The sequence below is a fragment of the Candidatus Hydrogenedentota bacterium genome (genome assembly GCA_035450225.1).
GTDB lineage: Bacteria > Hydrogenedentota > Hydrogenedentia > Hydrogenedentales > SLHB01 > DSVR01.
This window is the reverse complement of the sequence record DAOTMJ010000061.1, coordinates 1-19,990: the sequence shown is the minus strand read 5'-3', so window position 1 is coordinate 19,990 and position 19,990 is coordinate 1. Positions and strand designations below refer to the sequence as shown.

Here is a 19,990-nt window from a genome sequence, read left to right as displayed (position 1 = left end):
GTCCCTCCGGGACTTCGTGTCGAACACCGTCTCATTCGACCGATCTGAAAATGTAGAAACTCCAGGAAGCGGCATCTTGCCGCTTTTCCGTCTCCTCGTTCGATCAAGAACGGCATGAGTCTCCGAGAAAATTCTTCCCCCTGCCGCTTACTTCGCCTTCTTGACGGAGAATCCAAAGTGGCCGAGTTTCTTGCCGAGGGCGTAATAGCCGCCGTGGGCGAAAGCGGCAAGTCCTTCCTTTTCCCATGCGAGGCGACCGCCGGGCGAAACGAGGTGTTCCGAAATCTGAACCGCGACAATCTCCGCGATGAACAAAGTGTGGACACCGAGTTCGTGGATCTGCTTCACGGCGCATTCCAGATTGATCGGACATTCGAGTACGATCGGCGCATGGATTTTGCTGGCTGGAACCGGCGTCAGGCCGGTCCGCTCGAACTTGTCCACCTCGCGCCCCGACACGCAACCACAGTAATCCGTTGCGCGGATGAGTTTCGGCGACGGGATATTGACGACGCACTCGCGTGTCCGCACGAGGATGTCGTAGGTCAGCCGGCTCGGGCGCAACGCCAGCGCCAGCATCGGCGGTTCGCTGCACACCGTTCCGGTCCATGCCACGGCGCAAAGGTTCGGCGGGCCGTCCCCGTCCTGCACGGACACGAGCACGACCGGCACCGGATTGAGCATTGTGCCCGGTTCCCACACGATCTTTTGTATCGGCGCCGCTTCCTCGCGTTTCTTCCGGCGGCGCGCCAGCCCCGTGCCCTTTTTCATTGTTGCGCGTTGCATCGTGAATCCTCCTTGCCTTCTTGCCAACCACACGATTGCCGCTTCGATTATAACCACAAAATCGTTCACGATTGCGATAATGATCCTTCGTGTGCGAGAAATGCGCAGCCGGCCACGGGGAACGGTTACGGACCCTTTTACTTGGTGGGCGGAAAAAAGGCAAATGCACATTCGACACCTTGACAAATTATGGGCATATGCTCATAATATATTCGATGTGAGAAAAGATACCGTTCTATGCCGCGTCCACAATGTTGTCGTCGAATCAGCCGGGAACCGCCATGTGTTGTCTTTAAGCCGGCAGGCATCCCTGTCCGTTTGCTTGAAGAAATTGTATTGACATTGGATGAATTCGAGGCGTTGCGGTTGGCGGACTGGGAGGGACTCTATCAGGAAGCGGCAGCCGCATCCATGGATGTGTCGCGCCAGACTTTTGGCCGGATTCTCGATAGCGCACGAGGAAAGACGGCCCAAGCCCTCGTCTATGGGAAGGCCTTGAAAATTGAAGGCGGAAAGATCGAGATGCGGGCGACAAGACAATTCCAGTGTCTGGACTGTGAACATAGGTGGGAAACCCCTTTTGGATGCGGCCGACCGGATGGATGCCCAAACTGTAAGAGTACGAACTTCTGCCGCGAAACCGCCGGGATGCAAGTACCGGGCGGAAGACGGAGAGGACAACGACAGGTTCGTAGACAATGTTGCCGCCGACGCGGCCAATTCAAACAGGAAAAATAACGCAAGAATGAAAGGAACGATTGATTATGAAGAAAATTGCCGTACCGTCCGATGACGGGATTTTTATCGCAGCCCATTTCGGCAGAAGCGCTTCATTTCTCATTTTCGAGATTGAAGAAGGGCGGATAGCGAGAGAAGAAGTCCGGGTAAATGGCCAAGGCGGAGACCCCCCTGGCGAATGCCACGGATCGGGTCCGCATGGCCACTCACACGGGCGCCATCATGCAACAATGGGAGAAGCCCTTCAAGACTGCGAGGCAATCCTTTGCCGTGGCATGGGATGGCGTGCAGCCGAAGCGCTCAAGGCTTTCAACATTGAACCGCTGATCGTGCAAACGGAATTGCCGGCCCGGAAAGCAGTCGAGGCGTATCTTTCCGGAACGCTTCAGACCGGCACCGGGTTTTGTGCTTGTCATCACTGACATTTTGCGCGAAATCGCCATCGGGCAGGGAATCCTTCCAGGACAAAGGCCCCACAATGGGTTGGAGATGACATGACGGAACAAATGGAAGTTTTGATACTGGCGGATAACAAGGCTGTCGCTCCTGGGATAACCACGGAGCATGGCCTTTCGATGTGGGTCAGTGTAGACGGGAAACATATCCTTTTCGATACCGGGATGGGTGTGGCGCTTCCCGCAAATGTCGCTGTGCTTGGCGTTGACCTTCGTCAAACCGATTTCATTGCACTTAGCCACGGCCATTTCGACCACACGGGCGGTTTGCCGTATGTATTTGGGGTGGCGGCCGCCCCGCGCATCTTTATGCACCCGGATGCCTTTGGGATGAGATACGGCTGTCTGCAAACGCCTCCACACAAACCAATCGGCATGCGTCCCGAGATTGCGGAAATCCTCTTCGCAAGAACCGCGGAAATCATTTTCACAACCAGTCCCATGCAAATCTCGGATCATGCCTGGATTACAGGACCCGTTCCGCGCCGCACAGCCTTTGAGGATACCGGCGGACCGTTTTTTGTGGACGAGGCCTGTCAAGTCAAGGATGCCATCACGGATGATCAGGCCATGTGGCTGGAGACTGCCGAAGGAATTGTGCTTCTATTGGGTTGTGCGCATTCGGGAGTGGTCAATACGATTGAGTATGTTTCATCGCTCACGCACGGTTCGCCGATTCATGCGATCATTGGCGGCATGCATCTGGTCAACGCATCCGGGGAACGGCTCGAAGCCACCATAAGGGCCCTGAGACAGTTTCACGTAGAATGTATGGCGCCATGCCATTGCACCGGTGATAACGCTCTTCCCGTCCTTATGGAACAGTTTCCGGAACAGTATGTCCAGGCGGGCGCCGGAAGCCGTTTTACATGGTCTGTCCGTAATTGACGGTAGATCAATCGCTCAGCCGTCAATATCCCTGCTTGCCAAGCAATGTCTCCGGCGCGCCGCCGGGTTTCTTCCCGTAATATTGCATGAGCAAATCGCACCGGTCGGTGAAGAAACCGTCCACGCCGAACCACGAGAAGACGCGGAATTGCCACGGGTGGTTGGCGGTGTAGGCGTGGATATGGATCGCGGCGTTGTGGGCTTTGGCATTATTCCACGGCCACGCGATGAGGCCGACGGGGCCGATGCCGCAGCCAACCTCTTTGGCGTCGGCGATGAGTTGGTCCCATCCGATTTCCTTCGGCATGCCCATGCCGATGAGATACACCCGCGGCGAATCGGGCGCGAGTTCCTTGATTCGGCGCAGGCTGGCGATGCTGAACGACTGGAACACGGATTTCGCCATGCCGTTATCGAAAGTTCCGAGCCAGTTACGGCGCCGCAACAGATCCACCAGTTCGGCTTCGTAGCCGGCGTGGCGTGCGGGCGATTTGGTTTCCATGTAGAGCGCGGGCTTGTTCGTGCCGGATTCGGCAATCGCAATCACTTCCTCGACCGTGAGGATCTTGACGCCGGCGAATTTCGGGCGCGCGCGGTCCGGGTAGGCCTTGTTGAACCACGAACCGGCATCCAGTTGCTTCAATTCGGCCAGCGTGAAATCCGCGATGCCATCCTTCTCGCGACCGGGGAAAATTTGCGCGGCGTTCGTCGTCCGCTCGACACGGTCGTCGTGGAACGCGACGAGGATGCGATCCTTTGTGCGTTGAACGTCCAGTTCGAGATAGTCCGCGCCGAGGTCGCGCGCGAGAAGGTACGCGGGTTCCGTTTCCTCGGGCGCATACCACGATGCGCCGCGATGGGCAATGACGGCCGGACGCGGAATGGCCTTCGACGCCGCTTCCATGTGTCGCGCGGGCCAGCGGATCTGCCGGAAATACACATGGCCAATCGCCGCCCCAATAAAGACCAGGATGCACAACGCCGACACGACAATTGCTTTCTTCCGTTTCATTGCCTTCTCCATTTCAGCCATTCACCGCCACTCCCAATCAAATTCAGCACAACGGCCTGCGGCGGCGTTTATGTCCATTGAATACACGCCCTTCTTGTCCGGTTTCACTTTTTCCCGGCAGGTTCCGGCGAAAGCAGGTGAATCCAATGTTCGTTGAACTCGACGTGTTTGATGGTTTTTCGCAGGAAACTGTACGTCACGTGGATATGTCCATCCGACGACTGCATGACGCACGGATAGGAATACTCGCCGGGATTCGATTCAAGGGCGACCGGCGGACGCCATGTGCGGCCTTCGTCTTCGGAAAGCGCGACGGACAGCGGTGTGCGTTTTATCGAACTGTCGTTGAAGACGAGCGCGAGGTGGCCGTTGTCGAACCGGCACATCGAAATGCCGGCATGCGGACACCGCAATGTCATGGGGACGGCTTCCGTCCACGTCGAGCCGTTGTCGGCGGACTCGCTTTGAAGAATGTACGGGGCGTTTCGCAGTACGGCAAAGAGCGATCCATCCGCCCGCTGAATGACGGACGGTTGCCCCGCGCGAAAATTCCCGGTCGGGATATATCCGCGCACGGTCCATGTGTCGCCGCCGTCCCGTGTGGTGATGAAGCCGGGCTGCGCGCCGCTGATGGGCACGAGCAGGTCGCCGTTCCGCAGGAGAATCGGCGGGTTGCGTATCCCGCCGGGGATATCCGTCAATTCGCGATCGTTGCTCCAGGTGGCGCCGTTGTCTTCCGAGTACCGGAACATGAGCGTGCCCTTGCCCCACATGCCGCTGCGGATGGGCCGTTCCTCGTCCATGCGGTCGTACAGGATGCCGATACGGTTGGCGGACACGCGGAACACGACGGCGTTGCCCGGCGGATGAAACGGTTGGCCTGTGACGAAACGGTCGGGCGCGGACCACATCCGCCCGCCCTTCGTGCGGCGCGCGATAAAAAGCGCTTGATCGTCGCCGGACTCGAAACTGCCGCCGAACCATACACAGAGCAGATCGCCGTTGAACGCTTCGGCAATCGTCGAGCAATGGTGGTCCGGCGCCCATGGTTGCTTCTCGAAAATGACTTCCGATGAGAACGCGACCGGTTCGCCGGGGGGCGCGGTTTCGCCCATGCTTCCCGTTTCGCCAATCGGCGTGCCGGTGGCGGGAGATTCGCCGCGCTGGACATCCTGGTCTTTCGACATCTGCATAACCCGGTTCTCGATTTCCTGAACGGCTTTCGCATCGCCGAATCCGCCGCGATAGACGAGGACGCCCTCTTTGTCTATCAGGAAGACTTCAGGCGTGACGCGCGCGCCCAGTCGTTTCGCCGCGCGGCCTTCCACATCGCGATACACGGGGAAAATCAGGGATCGCCCCTGGCAGAAAGCGCGTATCTCGTCGCGCGTCTCGCCGGCATTCGAGAACACGCCCACGAACAGAACACCCTTCCGGCGATATTTTTCCGCCATGTCGGAGATGATGCCCGCGGCTGCTTGCGTCGCGGGCGCGCGGCTGGACAGGAAAACCACCGCCGTTCCAAGCCGCGAAGCGTAATTTTGCATGATGAGTTCATGACCGTCGAGCGTCTGCAAGGTCAATGCGCCCACGGCGAGGCCGATTTCGATGATCGTGGACATCGCAAGTCCTCCCGCTGCTGGAAATGGTGTATCAGATTCGCCGCAACGGAGCAAGGCGCGCAAAAAAAGCGGATTGACTTCGTGGCGTAAAATGGCCCAGCATGGCGTGTGCAACCGAGAGGGAGAACACACCATGCGATTCATGACGATCATCGTGGCGGGCGCATGTATTAGTCTGTCGGTACTCGCGCAGGAGGAGAAAGCCATGCGATACGAAGCGAATTGGGACAGCCTGAAACAGTACAAGGTTCCGGAATGGTACAAGGACGCCAAATTTGGGATTTTTATCCATTGGGGCGTCTACTCCGTGCCGGCCTTCGGTAACGAATGGTATCCCCGCAACATGTACCGGAAGAATTCGCTCGAATACAGGCATCATGTCAAAACCTACGGTCCCCAATCGGAATTCGGATACAAGGACTTCATTCCAAAGTTCAAGACGCAGCGATTCGATGCGGCGAAGTGGGCGCGTCTTTTCAAGGAATCCGGCGCGAAATACGTGGTGCCGGTCGCGGAGCATCACGACGGATTCGCGATGTACGATTGCGGTTTGTCGGAGTACTGCGCGACGAAGATGGGGCCGAAACGCGACATTGTCGGCGAACTGGCCAAGGCGGTCCGCGCGGAAGGACTGGTTTTCGGCGTGTCGTCGCACCGGGCCGAGCACTGGTGGTTCTTCGATCAAGGAAAGACCTTCGACTCGGACGTGAAAGACGGGCGATGGGACGCGCTCTACGGCCCCGCGCAGCCCGAAAAGGCCTCGACGCCCGACAAGGCATTTCTGGACGATTGGCTTGCGCGCACCCGAGAACTTGTTGACAAGTACCGTCCGCAGGTGGTCTGGTTCGACTGGTGGATCGAACAACCCGTCTTTGCGCCATACCTGCAAGAGTTCGCGGCTTACTACTACAACCGGGGTTTGGAATGGAAACAGGGCGTCGCCATTAATTACAAGAACGAATCCTTTCCGCCCGAAGCCGCCGTGCTCGATATCGAGCGCGGCAAACTCGACAAGACCCGCGACCTTTTCTGGCAGACGGACACATCCATTAGCATCAAGTCGTGGGGATACATCGAAAACGATCGCTTCCGCTCCGTGTCGTCGCTCGTGCATGAACTCGCCGATATCGTCAGCAAGAACGGCTGCCTCCTGCTCAACATTGGCCCGCGTCCGGATGGGACGATCCCGAAAGAGGCCCAACAGATCCTGCGTGGCATCGGCAAATGGCTGAAGACGAATGGCGAGGCCATCTACGGTACGCGGCCGTGGACAATCGCCGCGGAAGGCCCAACCGCCGTCAAGTCCGGTTCCTTTTCCGATCACATGGAAAAACCGTTCACTGCCCGGGATATCCGCTTTACGACAAAAGACGGCGTAATTTATGCCATTATGCTCGGCTGGCCCGATGATGCGTTCCGCGTCGTGTCGCTTGGAAAGAAGAAGACGTCTGATCTCGTCGTGTCCGATGTCGCTTTGCTCGGATGCGCCCAATCCCTCGACTGGACCCAACAGGATGATGCGTTGGTGGTTCGCATCCCGAAAAAGCCCCCGTGCGAACATGCCTATGTGCTGAAAATTGCGCGGAAGTAAGCATTTCGTCATGCGCGCTTGCCGTGGCTCCCGAGAACAAATTCAACATAATGGCCTGCGGCGTTGCATTTTGGACCGCGCGAATCCATGCACAAGATCGCAGGATGGCGCCACCCGGGCCAACCGGCCGGGTGACGGCCGGGGCCATTGTATTGCGTCATCCTCGGGAAGCATTTGTTCGTTACCAGTACAGAGAGCGGGAAACCACACTTCCTGCTTGCCCCCTCCTCCCTCCGCGCACGGGCGGGCTGTAACGGCCGGTCCGTGCGCACCCCTTCAAGAAAAGCGATCTTTCCGGCTGCTCGAAGGCATGCGAGTCTACTTTCTCTTCAGCAACGATGCGAACAGGTGGATGTCGGGCACGCGCAGGAGTTGGCAGAACGCCAAGTAGGCGCAACCGGCCAATCCGAGCGAAGCCGTAACACACACGAGGCGATGTGGCAGGATTTCCAAGGGGAATCGCGCGTGGATGGCCGCATAGCCGAAATGGAGGACCAATCCCATTGCAATCGAGGCTGCGGCAATCCGCGCGATCCCCGCCAGCCATGCGCGATTCCACAAGGGGCCGTAGCGTCCGCACAGCAGGACGTAGAGCACAAGGAAGTTGGCCGTGTACGACAGGGTCGTGGCAAGAGCGAGTCCGCGGAAATTCATGCGCGGGGCCAGAATGAAGATCAGGATGATATTGAGCAGCATGCTGGCGAAGGCGACGGCCACCGGCGTGCGCGTGTCTTTTGCGGCGTAGAATCCCGTCACGGCGATTTTGACCCAGCCGAAACTCAATAGGCCGGCGGCGAGATAGACGGTCGCCGTCGCGGTAATGCCGGTATTCATTCCTGTGAAATGCCCCCTTTCGAACAACAGGGCCACAATCGGTCCCGGAATGACGAACAAGGCCGTCATGGCGGGGCAAATCAGAAAGAAACTTTGCCGGAACCCGTGCATGAGAGTCGAGCGGACATCGTCCATCTCCCCGCGCGCCACCGATCGCGAAACCGAGGGGAGGATCGCGGCGCTGATGGCAATGCCGAACACCGAGAGCGGCAATTGGACCAGCCGGTTGGAAAAATACAGCCCGTTGACCACATCCGGCCCCATGGCCGTCGCAAAAAGCAGGTCCACGAGTTTGTTTACCTCGCCGGCGGATTGCCCAAGGATTACCGGGCCCCACAAGAGAAATGAAGCACGAATGGCGGGATGCCGCAGACGAAAATTCGGCAGCCACACCCCCACCAAAATGCCCACGGCCAGATATTGCGCCAGGAATTGCCCGATGCCGCCCGCCCATGCCCCCGCGACAAGGCCGTAGGCCGGATCGCCGAATGCGTGGGGGGAAAAGAAGAGAATGAAACACACGCCCAATTGCGCGATGTTGAGCAGCGCCGGGGACCACGCGGGCGTGCTGTAATGCCGCATGATGAAGAGCGGGCCCATCTGAAAAACCGTCAGGCCGATAAAGAAAATGTATGGAAACGTCCACCGCGCAAGAGGTCCCATGAGCGCCAAGTAGTCCGGCGGCAGCTTCTTGGTTCCGGCAATCAGCCCGACCGGTTCGAGCAGGTGGAAAATGGCGGGGATGAAAAGGAACCCCAGGATGGTCACAACGCCCAGAATAATTAGCAGCGCCGAGAAGATCGCCGAAACCGCCTCGCGAAACGCCTCATGCGATTCTTTTTCCCGGATGCCCGACAACACGGGGATGAACGCCGCGTTCGATGCGCCCTCGCCCAGCAGATCCCGGAGCATGTTGTTCAGCCGGAAGGCAATGTTGAACGCGGCCAGCGGCGCCGCGGGGACGACGGCGCCCATCGCAATGTCCCGCATCAGGCCGGTCACGCGGCTGAGCATGGTGCCGAACGCGAACACGGCCGTGGATTTCGACAATTGCCGCGTTTCGCTCATGCGCGTTCCTTCCTGCGCGGACGCGGCTTGGAAGGATGGACGCCCTCCTGCGGCTTGAGAGCCGCGCACAGGAGAAGAAGGCCCGAAGCGACCAGCGCCACCCATGGAAACGCGACGGGGCCGTAGGGCACAGGGCGCTTGGCCGGGGCGGACACCGGCAAGGACGCCGCGAGACGCTGCATGACGGTCTGTTCGGGCGCGATGCGTCCCGCATAGTTCGCATACATGCCGGTGGGGCCGAACACGCCGGCCACCGGGGCAAAGCGTCCCCAGGGATCGAACACGCCGGATATTCCGGTATTCGCGCAGTGAACGAGGGGCAGGCGCGTTTCGATGGCCCGCATCCGCGCCAGTTCGTATTCTTGCGGGATGGCGCTGCTTTGGCCGAACCAGCCGAGATTCGTGATCACGACAAGAAAATCCGCGCCCATGCGCCGAAGCCTCTCGGCCAGATTCGCATACAAGACCTCGAAACAGATCAGCGGACCGAAGGAACGTCCGCGCGCCTTCAGTATTTTCAATTCGCTTCCGAATTCGACGTCGCCGATTGCGGGCACAACCTGCTGGATGAAGGGAAAATATTTCGCGAACGGCACATATTCGCCGAAAGGCACCAGGTGGACCTTGTCGTAGTAGTCCACGACGGCCGCATCCGGATCGATCAGGCAACTCGAGTTCGGGGACCCGCCCGTTTTTTCGTTGTCGTGGCCGGCTCCCGTAAACAGATAGGCTTTGGTATCCTTGACAAGACCGGACAGTTCCGGCCAGATTCGCGGATCATCCACATTGGCCATTACCGCCGCTTCCGGCCATACGAAGAGATCCACTCGCTCGTGTTGCGCGAGCCACCGGGACTTCTGCGCGGCATTGCGGACCATTTCGGCGGTGTATTCGCGATCCCACTTCATTTCGAGGGAAAAGTTCGTCTGGATAATCCCCGCGGAAAACGGACGCGACGCGTAGTCGGGCTTGTCGATCATCCACCATCCGATGCCGTGCGCGACGGCCATCAGGATGCCGGCGCAGGCAAGCGGGCGGGCCGCGAAGAGCCCCCGGCGTTCGCCGCCGTCAATCCATCCCGAAATGGACGCCGCGATCCACGCATTGCAGGCCGCGACAATCGCCGACACGAGCGGCGCGCCGCCCACCGCCGCCCATTGGGCCAGAAGAAGGTTCGGCCCCTGGCTGTACGCGGCGGCGCCCCAGCCGAAGCCGGAAAAGAGATGCGCCTGCAAAAACTCCATGGCCGCCCAGAGCAGAGCGAAACCAACGCCCCCGCCCGCCCATGGCATGCGGACGCGCAACAAGACCCATGCCGTGCCCGTCATTCCCCAGAACAACGCGAGGATCAGGCACAACACCTGATAACCGAAAAATGCCCAGCCCCCGGCCCAGTAGACATTGGCCGCGAGCCAATGCAGCAAAAAGGCATTGAACGCCCATCCCGCAAGCAGGAAACGGCCGAAGGCCTGTTTCGGCGAGGCCCCGCGCGATTGAACCAGCAACGGCACGAGCGCAATCCATGCGGCGGGGTGGAGTCCCCATTTGGGAAACGCCGACGCCAGCAACGCGCCTGAAAGCAGACTGGGGCCATATTGACGCAAAAGGGATTTCATGGTATCGCCGATCATGCGCGACGACACGCCGCCGCGTCAAATCCCCGAAAATAAAATCCGGCTTGAGGCGAAAAGGTTCCGCCTGATACATTCGTGTGCGGCGCAACATCGCCTGGAGGGTCCCGCCAATGAACAAGGCAAGCCGTTTCAAAAAATTCCTGTTGGTGCTGGTATGTATTCCGTTGGGGGCGGGGTGCGCGAAGAAATATGTGTTCGAGCCGGAGGAGATTCACGCCATCGCCAAGGAGGTCTCGGCGCTTCCCACCGAAATGGCCATCGGTACGATCTTGAACACGCTGAAGGAGCGGTATCCCGGCAAAATCAGGCCGAATCTGAACTGGATCTTCAATTACACGGGCGGCACGCTCGGCGAAATGGCTATCCTCTACGCTTCCCTCAACGAATATGTGCTCATTTTCGGAACGCCCATCGGCAGCGAGGGATTTTCGGGCCGTTATGCGAAAATGGACGTCTACGACTGCATGTTCGCGGGGGAAATGTGGACCTATCTGGCCGGCGATCTCGAAAAAACGGTGTACAAGCCCGGGGACTGCGCGGTCTTGAGGCGCGGCGAAGCCAAAGGCTACCTGATGAAAGAAAACACATGGATGCTGGAGTATACGCGCGGGTTCATCCCTGCCGCCTTGCCCATCGGCGCATTCGCACCGGTAAGTCTCACGGCGGACCTCCAAAATCTGCGGGAAGTTTTGGCGGATTACGCCGCCTTGGTCATCCGATCCTTCTTCGACTGACGCCTCCGTTTCCGCGTGGCCTTCGGGCTTGCGGCGCATGTCCAAAGCGGATGATCGGACGGTCCGGACGTTTTCGGACGATTTACCGGTTTTTCGATTCTTCGCAACGCCGGCGCAGGGCTTCAAGCTCGTTTCGCAGTTCCCACGGCAGCCGCGGTCCGAGCGTGTCGAAAAACGCTTCGATGTCGTCCGCCTCTTTCAGCCACGCATCCGGGTCCACGTTGAGCAACTCTTTCATGACGCTCTTGGATAGGTTGAGGCCGGTCATGTCGAGCGCATCCTGCGTGGGGACATAGCCGATGGGGGTCTTGTGGGCCTTGCCTTCGCCGCGGGAACGCTGGAGGATCCATTCGAGGACCCGCAGATTTTCGCCGTATCCCGGCCAGAGGAAATCGTCGTTTTTGTCGCGCCGGAACCAGTTGACGTGAAACACATGCGGCGGACGTTTGACCACGCGGCCGATATTGATCCAATGCTTGAAATAATCGGCCATGTTGTAGCCGCAAAACGGCAACATGGCGAACGGGTCGCGCCGGACTTCGCCCTGTTTTCCGTACTGGGCCGATGTGCGCTCGGACGCCATGCTTGCACCCACGAATACGCCATGGTTCCAAGACATGGCTTCATAGACCAGCGGCGCCAGCGTGTTGCGGCGTCCGCCAAAGATGAATGCCGAAATCGGCACGCCGTGGTGATGCTCGCGCCGGAACGAAATGGAGGGACACTGGCTTACCGGTGCCGTGAATCGCGCATTGGGATGCGCCCCGGCAATGACATTGCCCTTTTCGTCCTTTTTACCGGGGTGCCATTCCCGGCCCAGCCAATCGGTGGCTTCCTGGGGCGGATCGCCGTCGCCGTCTTCCCACCAGACGGTTCCGTCCTTGGCCAGCACGACATTGGTAAAAATGGTCTCCTTTGTTAACGTCAACATGGCGTTGCGGTTCGTCCGTGAATTCGTGCCCGGCGCCACGCCGAAAAAGCCGGTTTCCGGATTGACGGCCCACAGGCGTCCGTCAGTATCGGGCCGGATCCATGCGATGTCGTCGCCGACGGTCCAAATGCGGTAGCCCTTGCTCTTGAGTCCCTCCGGCGGGATCAGCATGGCGAGATTGGTTTTGCCACACGCGCTCGGGAACGCCGCCGCCACATATTCGACTTGGCCGTTCGGCTCCTCGACGCCCAGGATCAGCATGTGTTCGGCGAGCCAGCCTTCCTGCCGGGCCATCCAACTGGCAATGCGCAGCGCCAGGCATTTCTTGCCCAGCAATACGTTGCCGCCGTAGCCGGAGTTCACGCTCCAGATGGCATTGTCTTCCGGAAAGTGCATGATCCGGCGCTTGTCCGGGTCAAGCGTGGCCCGACTGTGCAGGCATCGCGTGAAATCGTTGCTGTTTCCAAGCGTGTCGAGGACTTCCTGGCCGACGTGACACATGATCAGCATGTTCAGAACCACGTAAATGCTGTCGGTCAACTCAATGCCGGTTTTGCTGAACGGCGATCCAATCGGCCCCATCGAAAACGGCACCACATACATCTTTCGTCCGCGCATCGAGGCTCGGAAATAATTGGCCGCCTCCGCATACGCCTCTTCCGGGGCCTTCCAGTTGTTGGTGGCGCCGGCATCGGACTCTTTCCGGCAGCAGATAAAGGTTTTGTCTTCCGTGCGGGCCACGTCCAGCGGATGCGTGCGGTGATAATAGCAACCCGGAAGTTTCTCCTGGTTCAGTTCGATAATCTCGCCTGTCCGGCAGGCTTCCTTGCGAAGTTCGTCGCGTTGTTCCGTGCTGCCGTCAATCCAGACGATCTCGTCCGGCAGGCACAGCGCCGCCATTTCCTCGACCCAGTTCCTGAGATAACTGTTGGTTGTGGCTCTTCCGTGCGATCGAATCATGATTATGGTTCCCGGGTTTGGGGGAGGATAATGACATATAGCCGTAATAAGGATCAAATTTTCGCGGCTGACGCGACTATAAACCGTTGAAGATGGCGGCCGGTCCGTTTTTCCCGGCCCGTCAGGCCTCTTCCAGCGGGGCTGCCTGGAAGACGTGCGTGAGGATTTCCTCGACGATGGTTTCGGCTGCGGCCGGTTTCGCCAGCAAAACGGCCGCCTTGGCCATGGCGGCGCGGCGTTCCGGTTCGTTTAGCAGGCCGCGAATCGTTTCCGCGAGACGCTGGCCGGTGCATTCGCCATCGAGCAGCACCACGGCGGCTCCGGCCTGTTCGAAGGCCCGGGCGTTCTGTTCCTGATGATTGTCCGTCGCATGCGGATACGGTATGAGGATGGACGGCTTGCCCATGGCGGCGATTTCGGCGGTGCTCGACGCGCCCGCGCGGCACACCATCAGGTCCGCGGCGGCGCATGCGCGCGCCATGTCCTCGATAAACGGGAAAACCTCCACGCGCGCGGACGACCGCGAGGCGGCTTCGCGCGCGGACGCAGCATCGGAAGCGCCGGTCATCCACAGGAATTGCGCATCCCGCGGCCCGAAGTCGAGGACGGCCTCCTTCATGGCGGCATTGATTGTGTGTGCGCCCTGGCTGCCGCCGGTAACGAGCACGACCGGCACGTTTGCATCGAGTCCAAGGGATTCGCGGGCGTCTTCCCGGGACGGCGGTTGCAGGAACCCCGCGCGCACGGGATTGCCCACCACGCGCGCCTTGTCGGCGGGATAACGTCCCAGGGTTTCCGGATAACTCAACAGCAGCCGGGTCGCGCGCGGCGCGAGCAGTTGGTTGGCCATGCCGAGCCGCTTGTTTTGTTCGTGGAGAAACGTGAGAATGCCCAGCCGTTGCGCCGCGTAGCACAGGGGCAGGCAGACGAATCCCCCCACGCCCACAACGGCCTGCGGGCGAAAACTTGCTATGTGAAGCATGGCGCGAACAACGCCCGCGGCCAATTTCGCCGCTACCCACAACCTGCGAAGGCTTCGTTTGCGTGGCCAGCCCTCGACGGGCACCGTCCGAAACGGAACCCCGGCGCGCGCCGCCACCTTCTGTTCGATTCCGCCCTTGCGTCCGACCCACTGAACCACCAGGCGCGGATCGCGTTTGCGGAGTTCCTCGATGATGGCCACCGCCGGCGAGGTGTGTCCGCCTGTGCCGCCGCCCGATATCATGATGCGCATCTGCAATCCACCCGTTTTATCCTGGATGGGGCCGTTGTCGCTGAAAGGGCCGTATCCAGGGAAGATGTCCAAGGACAGAAAAGTCGCCACGGATGTCAATGACAGCGACCCCGTGGACGAAATCGTTTATGTCGCCTATGCCCTTGATATCCTTTTCCTTTGGCGCGTTTTCGATCGCCAACCGCCCATGTTGGATTTTTCTGCCGTGATGAAACATTATTTTCATCTTCTGCATCGCTTGAATTGTGCGCTTTTTCACTTCGTACACGCAACATCACCCCGTCCGGAGTCCATGGCAAAGTAATCTGATTGTACTAACAATCCAAACCACTATTTACGCCACACTTTCCTGCTCGTGCTCGTGCTCCTGCTCGTACTCGTACCCACAATCCCGCTGGGTCATACGAAACAAGACCAAACAGGTTTTCAATAACTATAGGTCCGTCCTTGGTTGTAGGAGAACGAAAACCTGGATCTTCGATGGCGAAAACGAGTTATCATGAGACCTCGAGTCTTCCCTGTGGGGACGAAAATGAGTTTTCCGGGGTAATCGCGCAAGCGATTGAAGATGTCGCGACTTCTTGTTTCGATTACGATTACGCGCACGCGCACGAACAGAGTGGCGATCGAATGTATTTTCAAAATAGCACGAGCGGGAGCACGAAATATTTTCGCGCGATGCCTGTTGCGGCGGACGCTTATGGACGCTATGATGGTGCGCACGCGATTCCAACCATAGGAGAGTACGACATGCGTTTGCCGTTGTTCTGTTTGTTTGTTCTGATGATGTCCGGTTTGCCGGGCGCGAAGGCGTTTGCGGCGGCGGATGCCGGGAGCGTTTTCGCGCTGTTTCGGAACCCGCCGCGCGAATATGCCTCCGCGCCGCTTTGGGTGTGGAACGACCTGCTGACCGAAGAAGAGGTCGCGTACAGTCTGAATGCGTTGGCGGATCAGGGTGTGCGGCAGGCGTTCGTCCATCCGCGGCCCGGCCTGATGACGCCGTATCTGTCGGATGACTGGTTTCGGATGTGGCGCGCGGCGCTCGACGTGGCCGAAAAGCGCGACATGAACATCTGGATTTACGACGAGAATTCGTACCCGTCGGGATTCGCGGGCGGATTCGTGCCGGAAGCCATGCCGGAAGCGCGTTGCATGGGACTGGTCCTGCAACCCATCAAAAACCTGGGCGCATTGAAGAATGTGGACGTACTTGCCGTGTTCGAGCGCGACGGTGAACAGTGGAAGAACGTGACGGAGGCGTTTCGCGCCAATCCGTCCCTCACGGGCGACTATCTGGCGGCGACCCTTTCGAAGGGCGGCGAATCGCCATGGTTCGGCGGGAAGTTCTACGTGGACCTGCTTCGTCCCGGCGTCACGGAAAAGTTTCTCGAAATCACGCTGGACCCCTACCGGAAAGCGTTTCCCGGCGAATGGGGAAAGCGCATCCCCGGATCGTTTACCGACGAGCCACACCTCGCCTCTGCGAAGGGACTCCATTGGACGCCCGATCTGCCACGGGAATTCGAGCGGCGGCGCGGCTATTCGCTGATGGACAATCTGCCGGGTCTGACGGAAGCGACGGGGGATTGGAAACGGGTCCGGCACGATTACTACCAAACGCTGCTCGACTTGTTCGGCGAGCGCTGGGGCAAGCCGTACCGGGATTATTGCGCGCGGGCGGGCATCGAGTTCACCGGCCATTATTGGGAACACGAGTGGCCGAACACGCGCAGCGTGCCGGACAACATGGCCATGTCGGCGTGGCAGCAGCGGCCGGGCATTGACATTCTGTTCAACCAGTACGGCGAGGGCGTCCACGCGCAATTCGGAAACGTCCGGGCCGTGATGGAACTTCAAAGCGTCGCGAACCAGATGGGGTGCGCGCGAACGCTCTGCGAGACGTACGGCGGCAGTGGGTGGGACATCCGGTTCGAGGATTTGAAACGGATCGGCGACTGGGTCCAGGTGCTTGGCGTCAACACGATCAACGAGCACCTGTCGCACATCACGCTGCGCGGCGCGCGCAAACGCGACTATCCAGTGACATTCTCCTATCATGAGCCGTGGTGGAAGGCCTACCACGTCATCGCCAATTACTTCGCGCGCGTGTCGGCGGCGCTGTCGCACGGCGAACAGCGCAACCCCGCGCTTGTGCTGGAACCGACGACGACGGCATGGATGTACCAGGGCGCGCAAGGCGATACGCTGGGAACGATCGGCAACACGTTCCAGCAACTCGTGACGGATCTCGCGAAGGCGCAGGCAGAATTCGATATCGGCTGCGAGGACATCATTGCGCGGCACGGGGCGTCGGATGGCGCACAGTATGTCGTGGGACAGCGCGCGTACGACACCTTCGTGCTGCCGCCGCACACGGAAAATCTGAACGCGCGCACGGCGGAACTGCTCGAGGCATTCATCGAAAACGGCGGGGTCGCGTTGGCCTGCGAGCCGGCGGTCCTCGCCCGCATTGACGGGCAGGCGTCGCCGCGCGCGGAGGCGCTTCTGGCCCAGTGCAGGCGCATCGAGACGGCCCAACTGGCCACCGCGCTGCGGGAGCGGGTGAAAGACGGTTTCGCGGTTGTCCGTCCGGAGGGCGACGGCGGGATCCTGTATCACCATCGGCGCCGGTTGGACGACGGCGATTTGGTGTTCTTCGTGAACACCTCCAACGAATCGCCCGCGCATGCCGTCGTGCGCAGCCGCGCCAAGGGCGTCCAGCAATGGGATCCCGACACGGGCGAATGCCGGCCGTATCCGTTCGGCGGCGACGGCGTCGAGGTGGACCTGCCGCCCTGCGGCAGTCTGCTGCTGTTCTTCTCGGACCAATCGATCGAGGCGGCCGCGCCCGCCAAGGCGAAACGCGATCCACGGCCGGCGCCGCCCACGACGGCGATGGACATCCGCCGGGTGTGTCCAAACGTCCTCACGCTCGATTTCGCGACGGTGACGGCGGGCGGCGAAACGCGGGAAAACATGCACGTCCGGCGGGCCGGACGTTTCGCCTTCCAGAAAAACGGCCTCGAACGCAATCCATGGGATCACGCCGTGCAGTTCAAGGACGAATTTCTCGCGATGACGTTTCCCGCGGAAAGCGGGTTCAAGGCCGAATATGCGTTTGTCGTGGAAGGAACGCCGCCGGGGACGCTTCACGCCGTCATTGAACGCGCGGACCTGTATCGAGTCGCCTGCAACGGCAAACCGGTGGTCGTTGATCCGGCGCAATGGTGGCTCGACAAATCTTTCGTGAAAGTGGACATTTCCGGCGCGGTTCGGACCGGCGAAAACCGGTTGACGATCGAAGCGTCCCCGTTTTCGGTCTTCCATGAAATCGAGGCCGTCTACCTGCTGGGAGACTTCGGTTTGAAGGCCGCGGACAAGGGATTCGTCCTCGTGCCGCCGCAACCGCTCCAGCCGGGGCCGTGGAACGCGCAGGGATGCCCCCTCTACGGCGATGCCGTGTCGTATTCGGCGTCCTTCGATTTGACTGCGTCTGAAACGTGGACGGTCTCTTTGCCGAAGTGGTACGGAAGCGTGGCCGAAGTGACGGTCAACGGGAAATCGGCGGGCTACATCTACCGGCAGCCCTTCCGACTCGACGTATCCGGGCTAATCGTAGAGGGCTCCAATACGGTCGAGGTCGTCGTCTACGGCACGTTGAAAAACACCATGGGACCCCATCACGGCAATCCGCCGCTGGGCATTGCCGCGCCGGACATGTTCGACAGGGTCGAGGATCCCGGCCCGCCGCCCGGCGCGCAATACAGCAGCGTCGGATACGGCCTGTTCGAACCCTTTGTGGTGTCCGCCGGTTGACCGCACCCGTTCCTGTTGTTTGGCCAACAACGACGCGTTGACAATCCCGGGGAAGCGTGGCAGAGTTACGCCCATGGGAAACGCGTGAGGACGGACGCGCCGCCGCGCAAAGATCCGGGCGAAGTGCGAACACGGAGGGTGAAACGATGCGTGCATTCGGGTGGTTGGCGATCGGGGCGCTGGCGTGCGGCGCGGCGGCATGGGCGGACGAGGCGGTGGTTTCCAACGTCCGCGCGGCGCAGCGAAACGACGGTTCGAAAATCGTGGATGTCTATTACGACCTGTCGGGCGCGGTGGGACCGGTCGCGATCAACGTCCTGTTTTCCGACAACAACGGCGTCAACTGGAACGTCACGCCGTCCTCCGGCGCGCTCTCCGGCGACGTGGGCGCGGGCATAACCAACGGGACGAACCGGCACATCGTCTGGAATGCCGTCCTCGACCGGCCCAACGCGCATTGGGTCAACGCCCGCGCCAAGGTCAGCGCGTCCTCCAGCGCCGGCACGACCACCATCACATTGCCCGGCGGCGTCCTGCTCGAAATGGTCACCATCCCCGCCGGCAGTTTCACGATGGGATCGACCGAAAGCAGCTCCGAACAGCCCACGCACACTGTGACCATCACGCAGCCCTTCCTCATGGGCAAGTACGAGGTCACGCAGGCGCAATGGCAGGCCGTCATGGGTGCAAATCCATCGTACTTCACCAGCAATCCGAACCGGCCGGTCGACAACGTCTCCTGGAACGACTGCCAAGCCTTTATCGCCGCGATCAACGCGCTTGAACAGGGAACCTTCCGGCTGCCCTCCGAAGCCGAATGGGAATACGCCTGCCGCGCCGGAACCACCACAAAGTGGTCTTTCGGCGACAACGACGAACTCTTGGTTGATTACGCATGGTATTCGGGCAACTCGCTGGATATCTCGCATGCCGTGGGCCAGAAATTGCCCAACGCATGGGGCCTGTACGACATGCACGGCAACCTCTGGGAATGGTGCCAGGACAGGTACGGTGAATATACGGCGGATGCAGAGTTAGATCCACAGGGACCTAGTACTGGGATGAGCCGGGTATTGCGGGGCGGCGGTTGGGACTGCTATTCCTGGAACTGCCGGTCGTCGTATCGCATCTTCGACAATCCCGACGACAGGAACAACGTTTGCGGGTTGCGGTTGTGCGCCCCGGTTCCTTCCCGCAAGTAAATTTCCTTTGTTCTTTTTTCCTCAGGCGCGCGCAGCGCGCCCGAAATTTTTGGGTCGAAATGACAATCACATTCAAATACGAATCTCGTGGGACAGGCTGTCCAGCCTGTCTCTACGCGAGAAATACCGGCGATCAATTGACGGCAAACTGTCCAGCCTGTCATTCGCGCATTCCGCGCCCGGCCCCGTTGCGCCTGTCGTGCCCTTTCAGGGCTGGCGACGGGAGGATCCGTTCACGTCCCAGGGCGTTGCCCTGGGCTACGATGTCGCGCCCTTTCAGGGCGCATGACGGTGGCGGGTTTCCGTTTCCCAGGGCGTTGCCCTGGGCTACGATGTCGCGCCCTTTCAGGGCGCATGTTGCGCGATACATTTTACCCAATACACCAATGTCGCGCCCTTTCAGGGCTGGCGACGGGAGGATCCGTTCACGTCCCAGGGCGTTGCCCTGGGCTACGATGTCGCGCCCTTTCAGGGCGCATGTTGCA

General features: G+C 60.0%; 15 protein-coding genes. 6 read left to right on the top strand and 9 right to left on the bottom strand.

From position 1 onward, the window contains the following. Positions 1-147: 147 nt before the first annotated feature. The gene (locus P5540_18550; protein HRT66818.1) at positions 148-786 is read right to left on the bottom strand and encodes a flavin reductase family protein; all 639 of its coding nucleotides are present in this window, start codon (positions 784-786) and stop codon (positions 148-150) included. 237 nt (positions 787-1,023) lie between these two features. Here P5540_18550 and P5540_18545 point away from each other — a divergent pair, with 237 nt between their 5' ends. Further along, the gene (locus P5540_18545; GenBank protein ID HRT66817.1) at positions 1,024-1,524 is read left to right on the top strand and encodes a DUF134 domain-containing protein; all 501 of its coding nucleotides are present in this window, start codon (positions 1,024-1,026) and stop codon (positions 1,522-1,524) included. Positions 1,525-1,730: 206 nt separating this feature from the next. On the opposite strand, the gene P5540_18540 is transcribed toward P5540_18545, so the two are convergent. Then, a complete protein-coding gene (locus tag P5540_18540) occupies positions 1,731-2,438 on the bottom strand; it encodes a hypothetical protein (GenBank protein ID HRT66816.1) in 708 nt (235 codons plus the stop codon). A 63-nt stretch (positions 2,439-2,501) separates the two neighbouring features. Here P5540_18540 and P5540_18535 point away from each other — a divergent pair, with 63 nt between their 5' ends. Further along, complete coding sequence (locus P5540_18535) at positions 2,502-2,867, top strand: MBL fold metallo-hydrolase (GenBank protein ID HRT66815.1); 366 nt, start codon at positions 2,502-2,504, stop codon at positions 2,865-2,867. Between the two features lie 22 nt (positions 2,868-2,889). Here the strand turns inward: P5540_18535 and P5540_18530 are convergent, their stop codons facing one another. Next, the gene (locus tag P5540_18530) at positions 2,890-3,879 is read right to left on the bottom strand and encodes a glycerophosphodiester phosphodiesterase family protein (GenBank protein ID HRT66814.1); all 990 of its coding nucleotides are present in this window, start codon (positions 3,877-3,879) and stop codon (positions 2,890-2,892) included. Between the two features lie 104 nt (positions 3,880-3,983). Then, entirely contained in the window at positions 3,984-5,501 is a 1,518-nt protein-coding gene (locus P5540_18525) for an exo-alpha-sialidase (GenBank protein HRT66813.1), read from the bottom strand. Positions 5,502-5,634: 133 nt separating this feature from the next. Here P5540_18525 and P5540_18520 point away from each other — a divergent pair, with 133 nt between their 5' ends. Continuing rightward, positions 5,635-7,092, top strand: coding sequence for an alpha-L-fucosidase (locus tag P5540_18520; GenBank protein ID HRT66812.1), 1,458 nt, complete (start codon positions 5,635-5,637; stop codon positions 7,090-7,092). A 318-nt stretch (positions 7,093-7,410) separates the two neighbouring features. On the opposite strand, the gene murJ is transcribed toward P5540_18520, so the two are convergent. Beyond that, positions 7,411-8,994: a murein biosynthesis integral membrane protein MurJ gene (gene murJ / locus P5540_18515; protein ID HRT66811.1), complete on the bottom strand. Its 1,584-nt coding sequence runs from the start codon at positions 8,992-8,994 to the stop codon at positions 7,411-7,413. Then, on the bottom strand, positions 8,991-10,610 hold the full coding sequence (gene lnt, locus P5540_18510) for an apolipoprotein N-acyltransferase (protein ID HRT66810.1): 1,620 nt from the start codon (positions 10,608-10,610) through the stop codon (positions 8,991-8,993). The genes murJ and lnt overlap by 4 nt, the downstream gene beginning before the upstream one ends. Before the next feature lie 128 nt (positions 10,611-10,738). Here lnt and P5540_18505 point away from each other — a divergent pair, with 128 nt between their 5' ends. Further along, positions 10,739-11,362 (top strand): ERG2 family protein, encoded by a 624-nt coding sequence (locus tag P5540_18505; GenBank protein HRT66809.1) that lies wholly within the window; start codon positions 10,739-10,741, stop codon positions 11,360-11,362. An 82-nt stretch (positions 11,363-11,444) separates the two neighbouring features. Here P5540_18505 and P5540_18500 read toward each other — a convergent pair whose 3' ends face one another. Together P5540_18500 and murG are read right to left on the bottom strand one after the other, a co-directional pair. Next, positions 11,445-13,253, bottom strand: a complete 1,809-nt coding sequence (locus tag P5540_18500; protein ID HRT66808.1) for a phosphoenolpyruvate carboxykinase (GTP) — start codon at positions 13,251-13,253, stop codon at positions 11,445-11,447. 121 nt (positions 13,254-13,374) lie between these two features. Then, entirely contained in the window at positions 13,375-14,487 is a 1,113-nt protein-coding gene (gene murG / locus P5540_18495) for an undecaprenyldiphospho-muramoylpentapeptide beta-N-acetylglucosaminyltransferase (GenBank protein ID HRT66807.1), read from the bottom strand. A gap of 750 nt (positions 14,488-15,237) precedes the next feature. On the opposite strand from murG, the gene P5540_18490 reads away from it, so the two are divergent. Further along, the gene (locus P5540_18490) at positions 15,238-18,303 is read left to right on the top strand and encodes a glycosyl hydrolase (GenBank protein HRT66806.1); all 3,066 of its coding nucleotides are present in this window, start codon (positions 15,238-15,240) and stop codon (positions 18,301-18,303) included. Between the two features lie 146 nt (positions 18,304-18,449). Continuing rightward, positions 18,450-19,505 (top strand): formylglycine-generating enzyme family protein, encoded by a 1,056-nt coding sequence (locus P5540_18485; GenBank protein HRT66805.1) that lies wholly within the window; start codon positions 18,450-18,452, stop codon positions 19,503-19,505. A gap of 160 nt (positions 19,506-19,665) precedes the next feature. On the opposite strand, the gene P5540_18480 is transcribed toward P5540_18485, so the two are convergent. Beyond that, positions 19,666-19,990, bottom strand: a 325-nt coding sequence (locus P5540_18480) for a hypothetical protein (protein HRT66804.1), incomplete at its 5' end; no start/stop codon positions are given.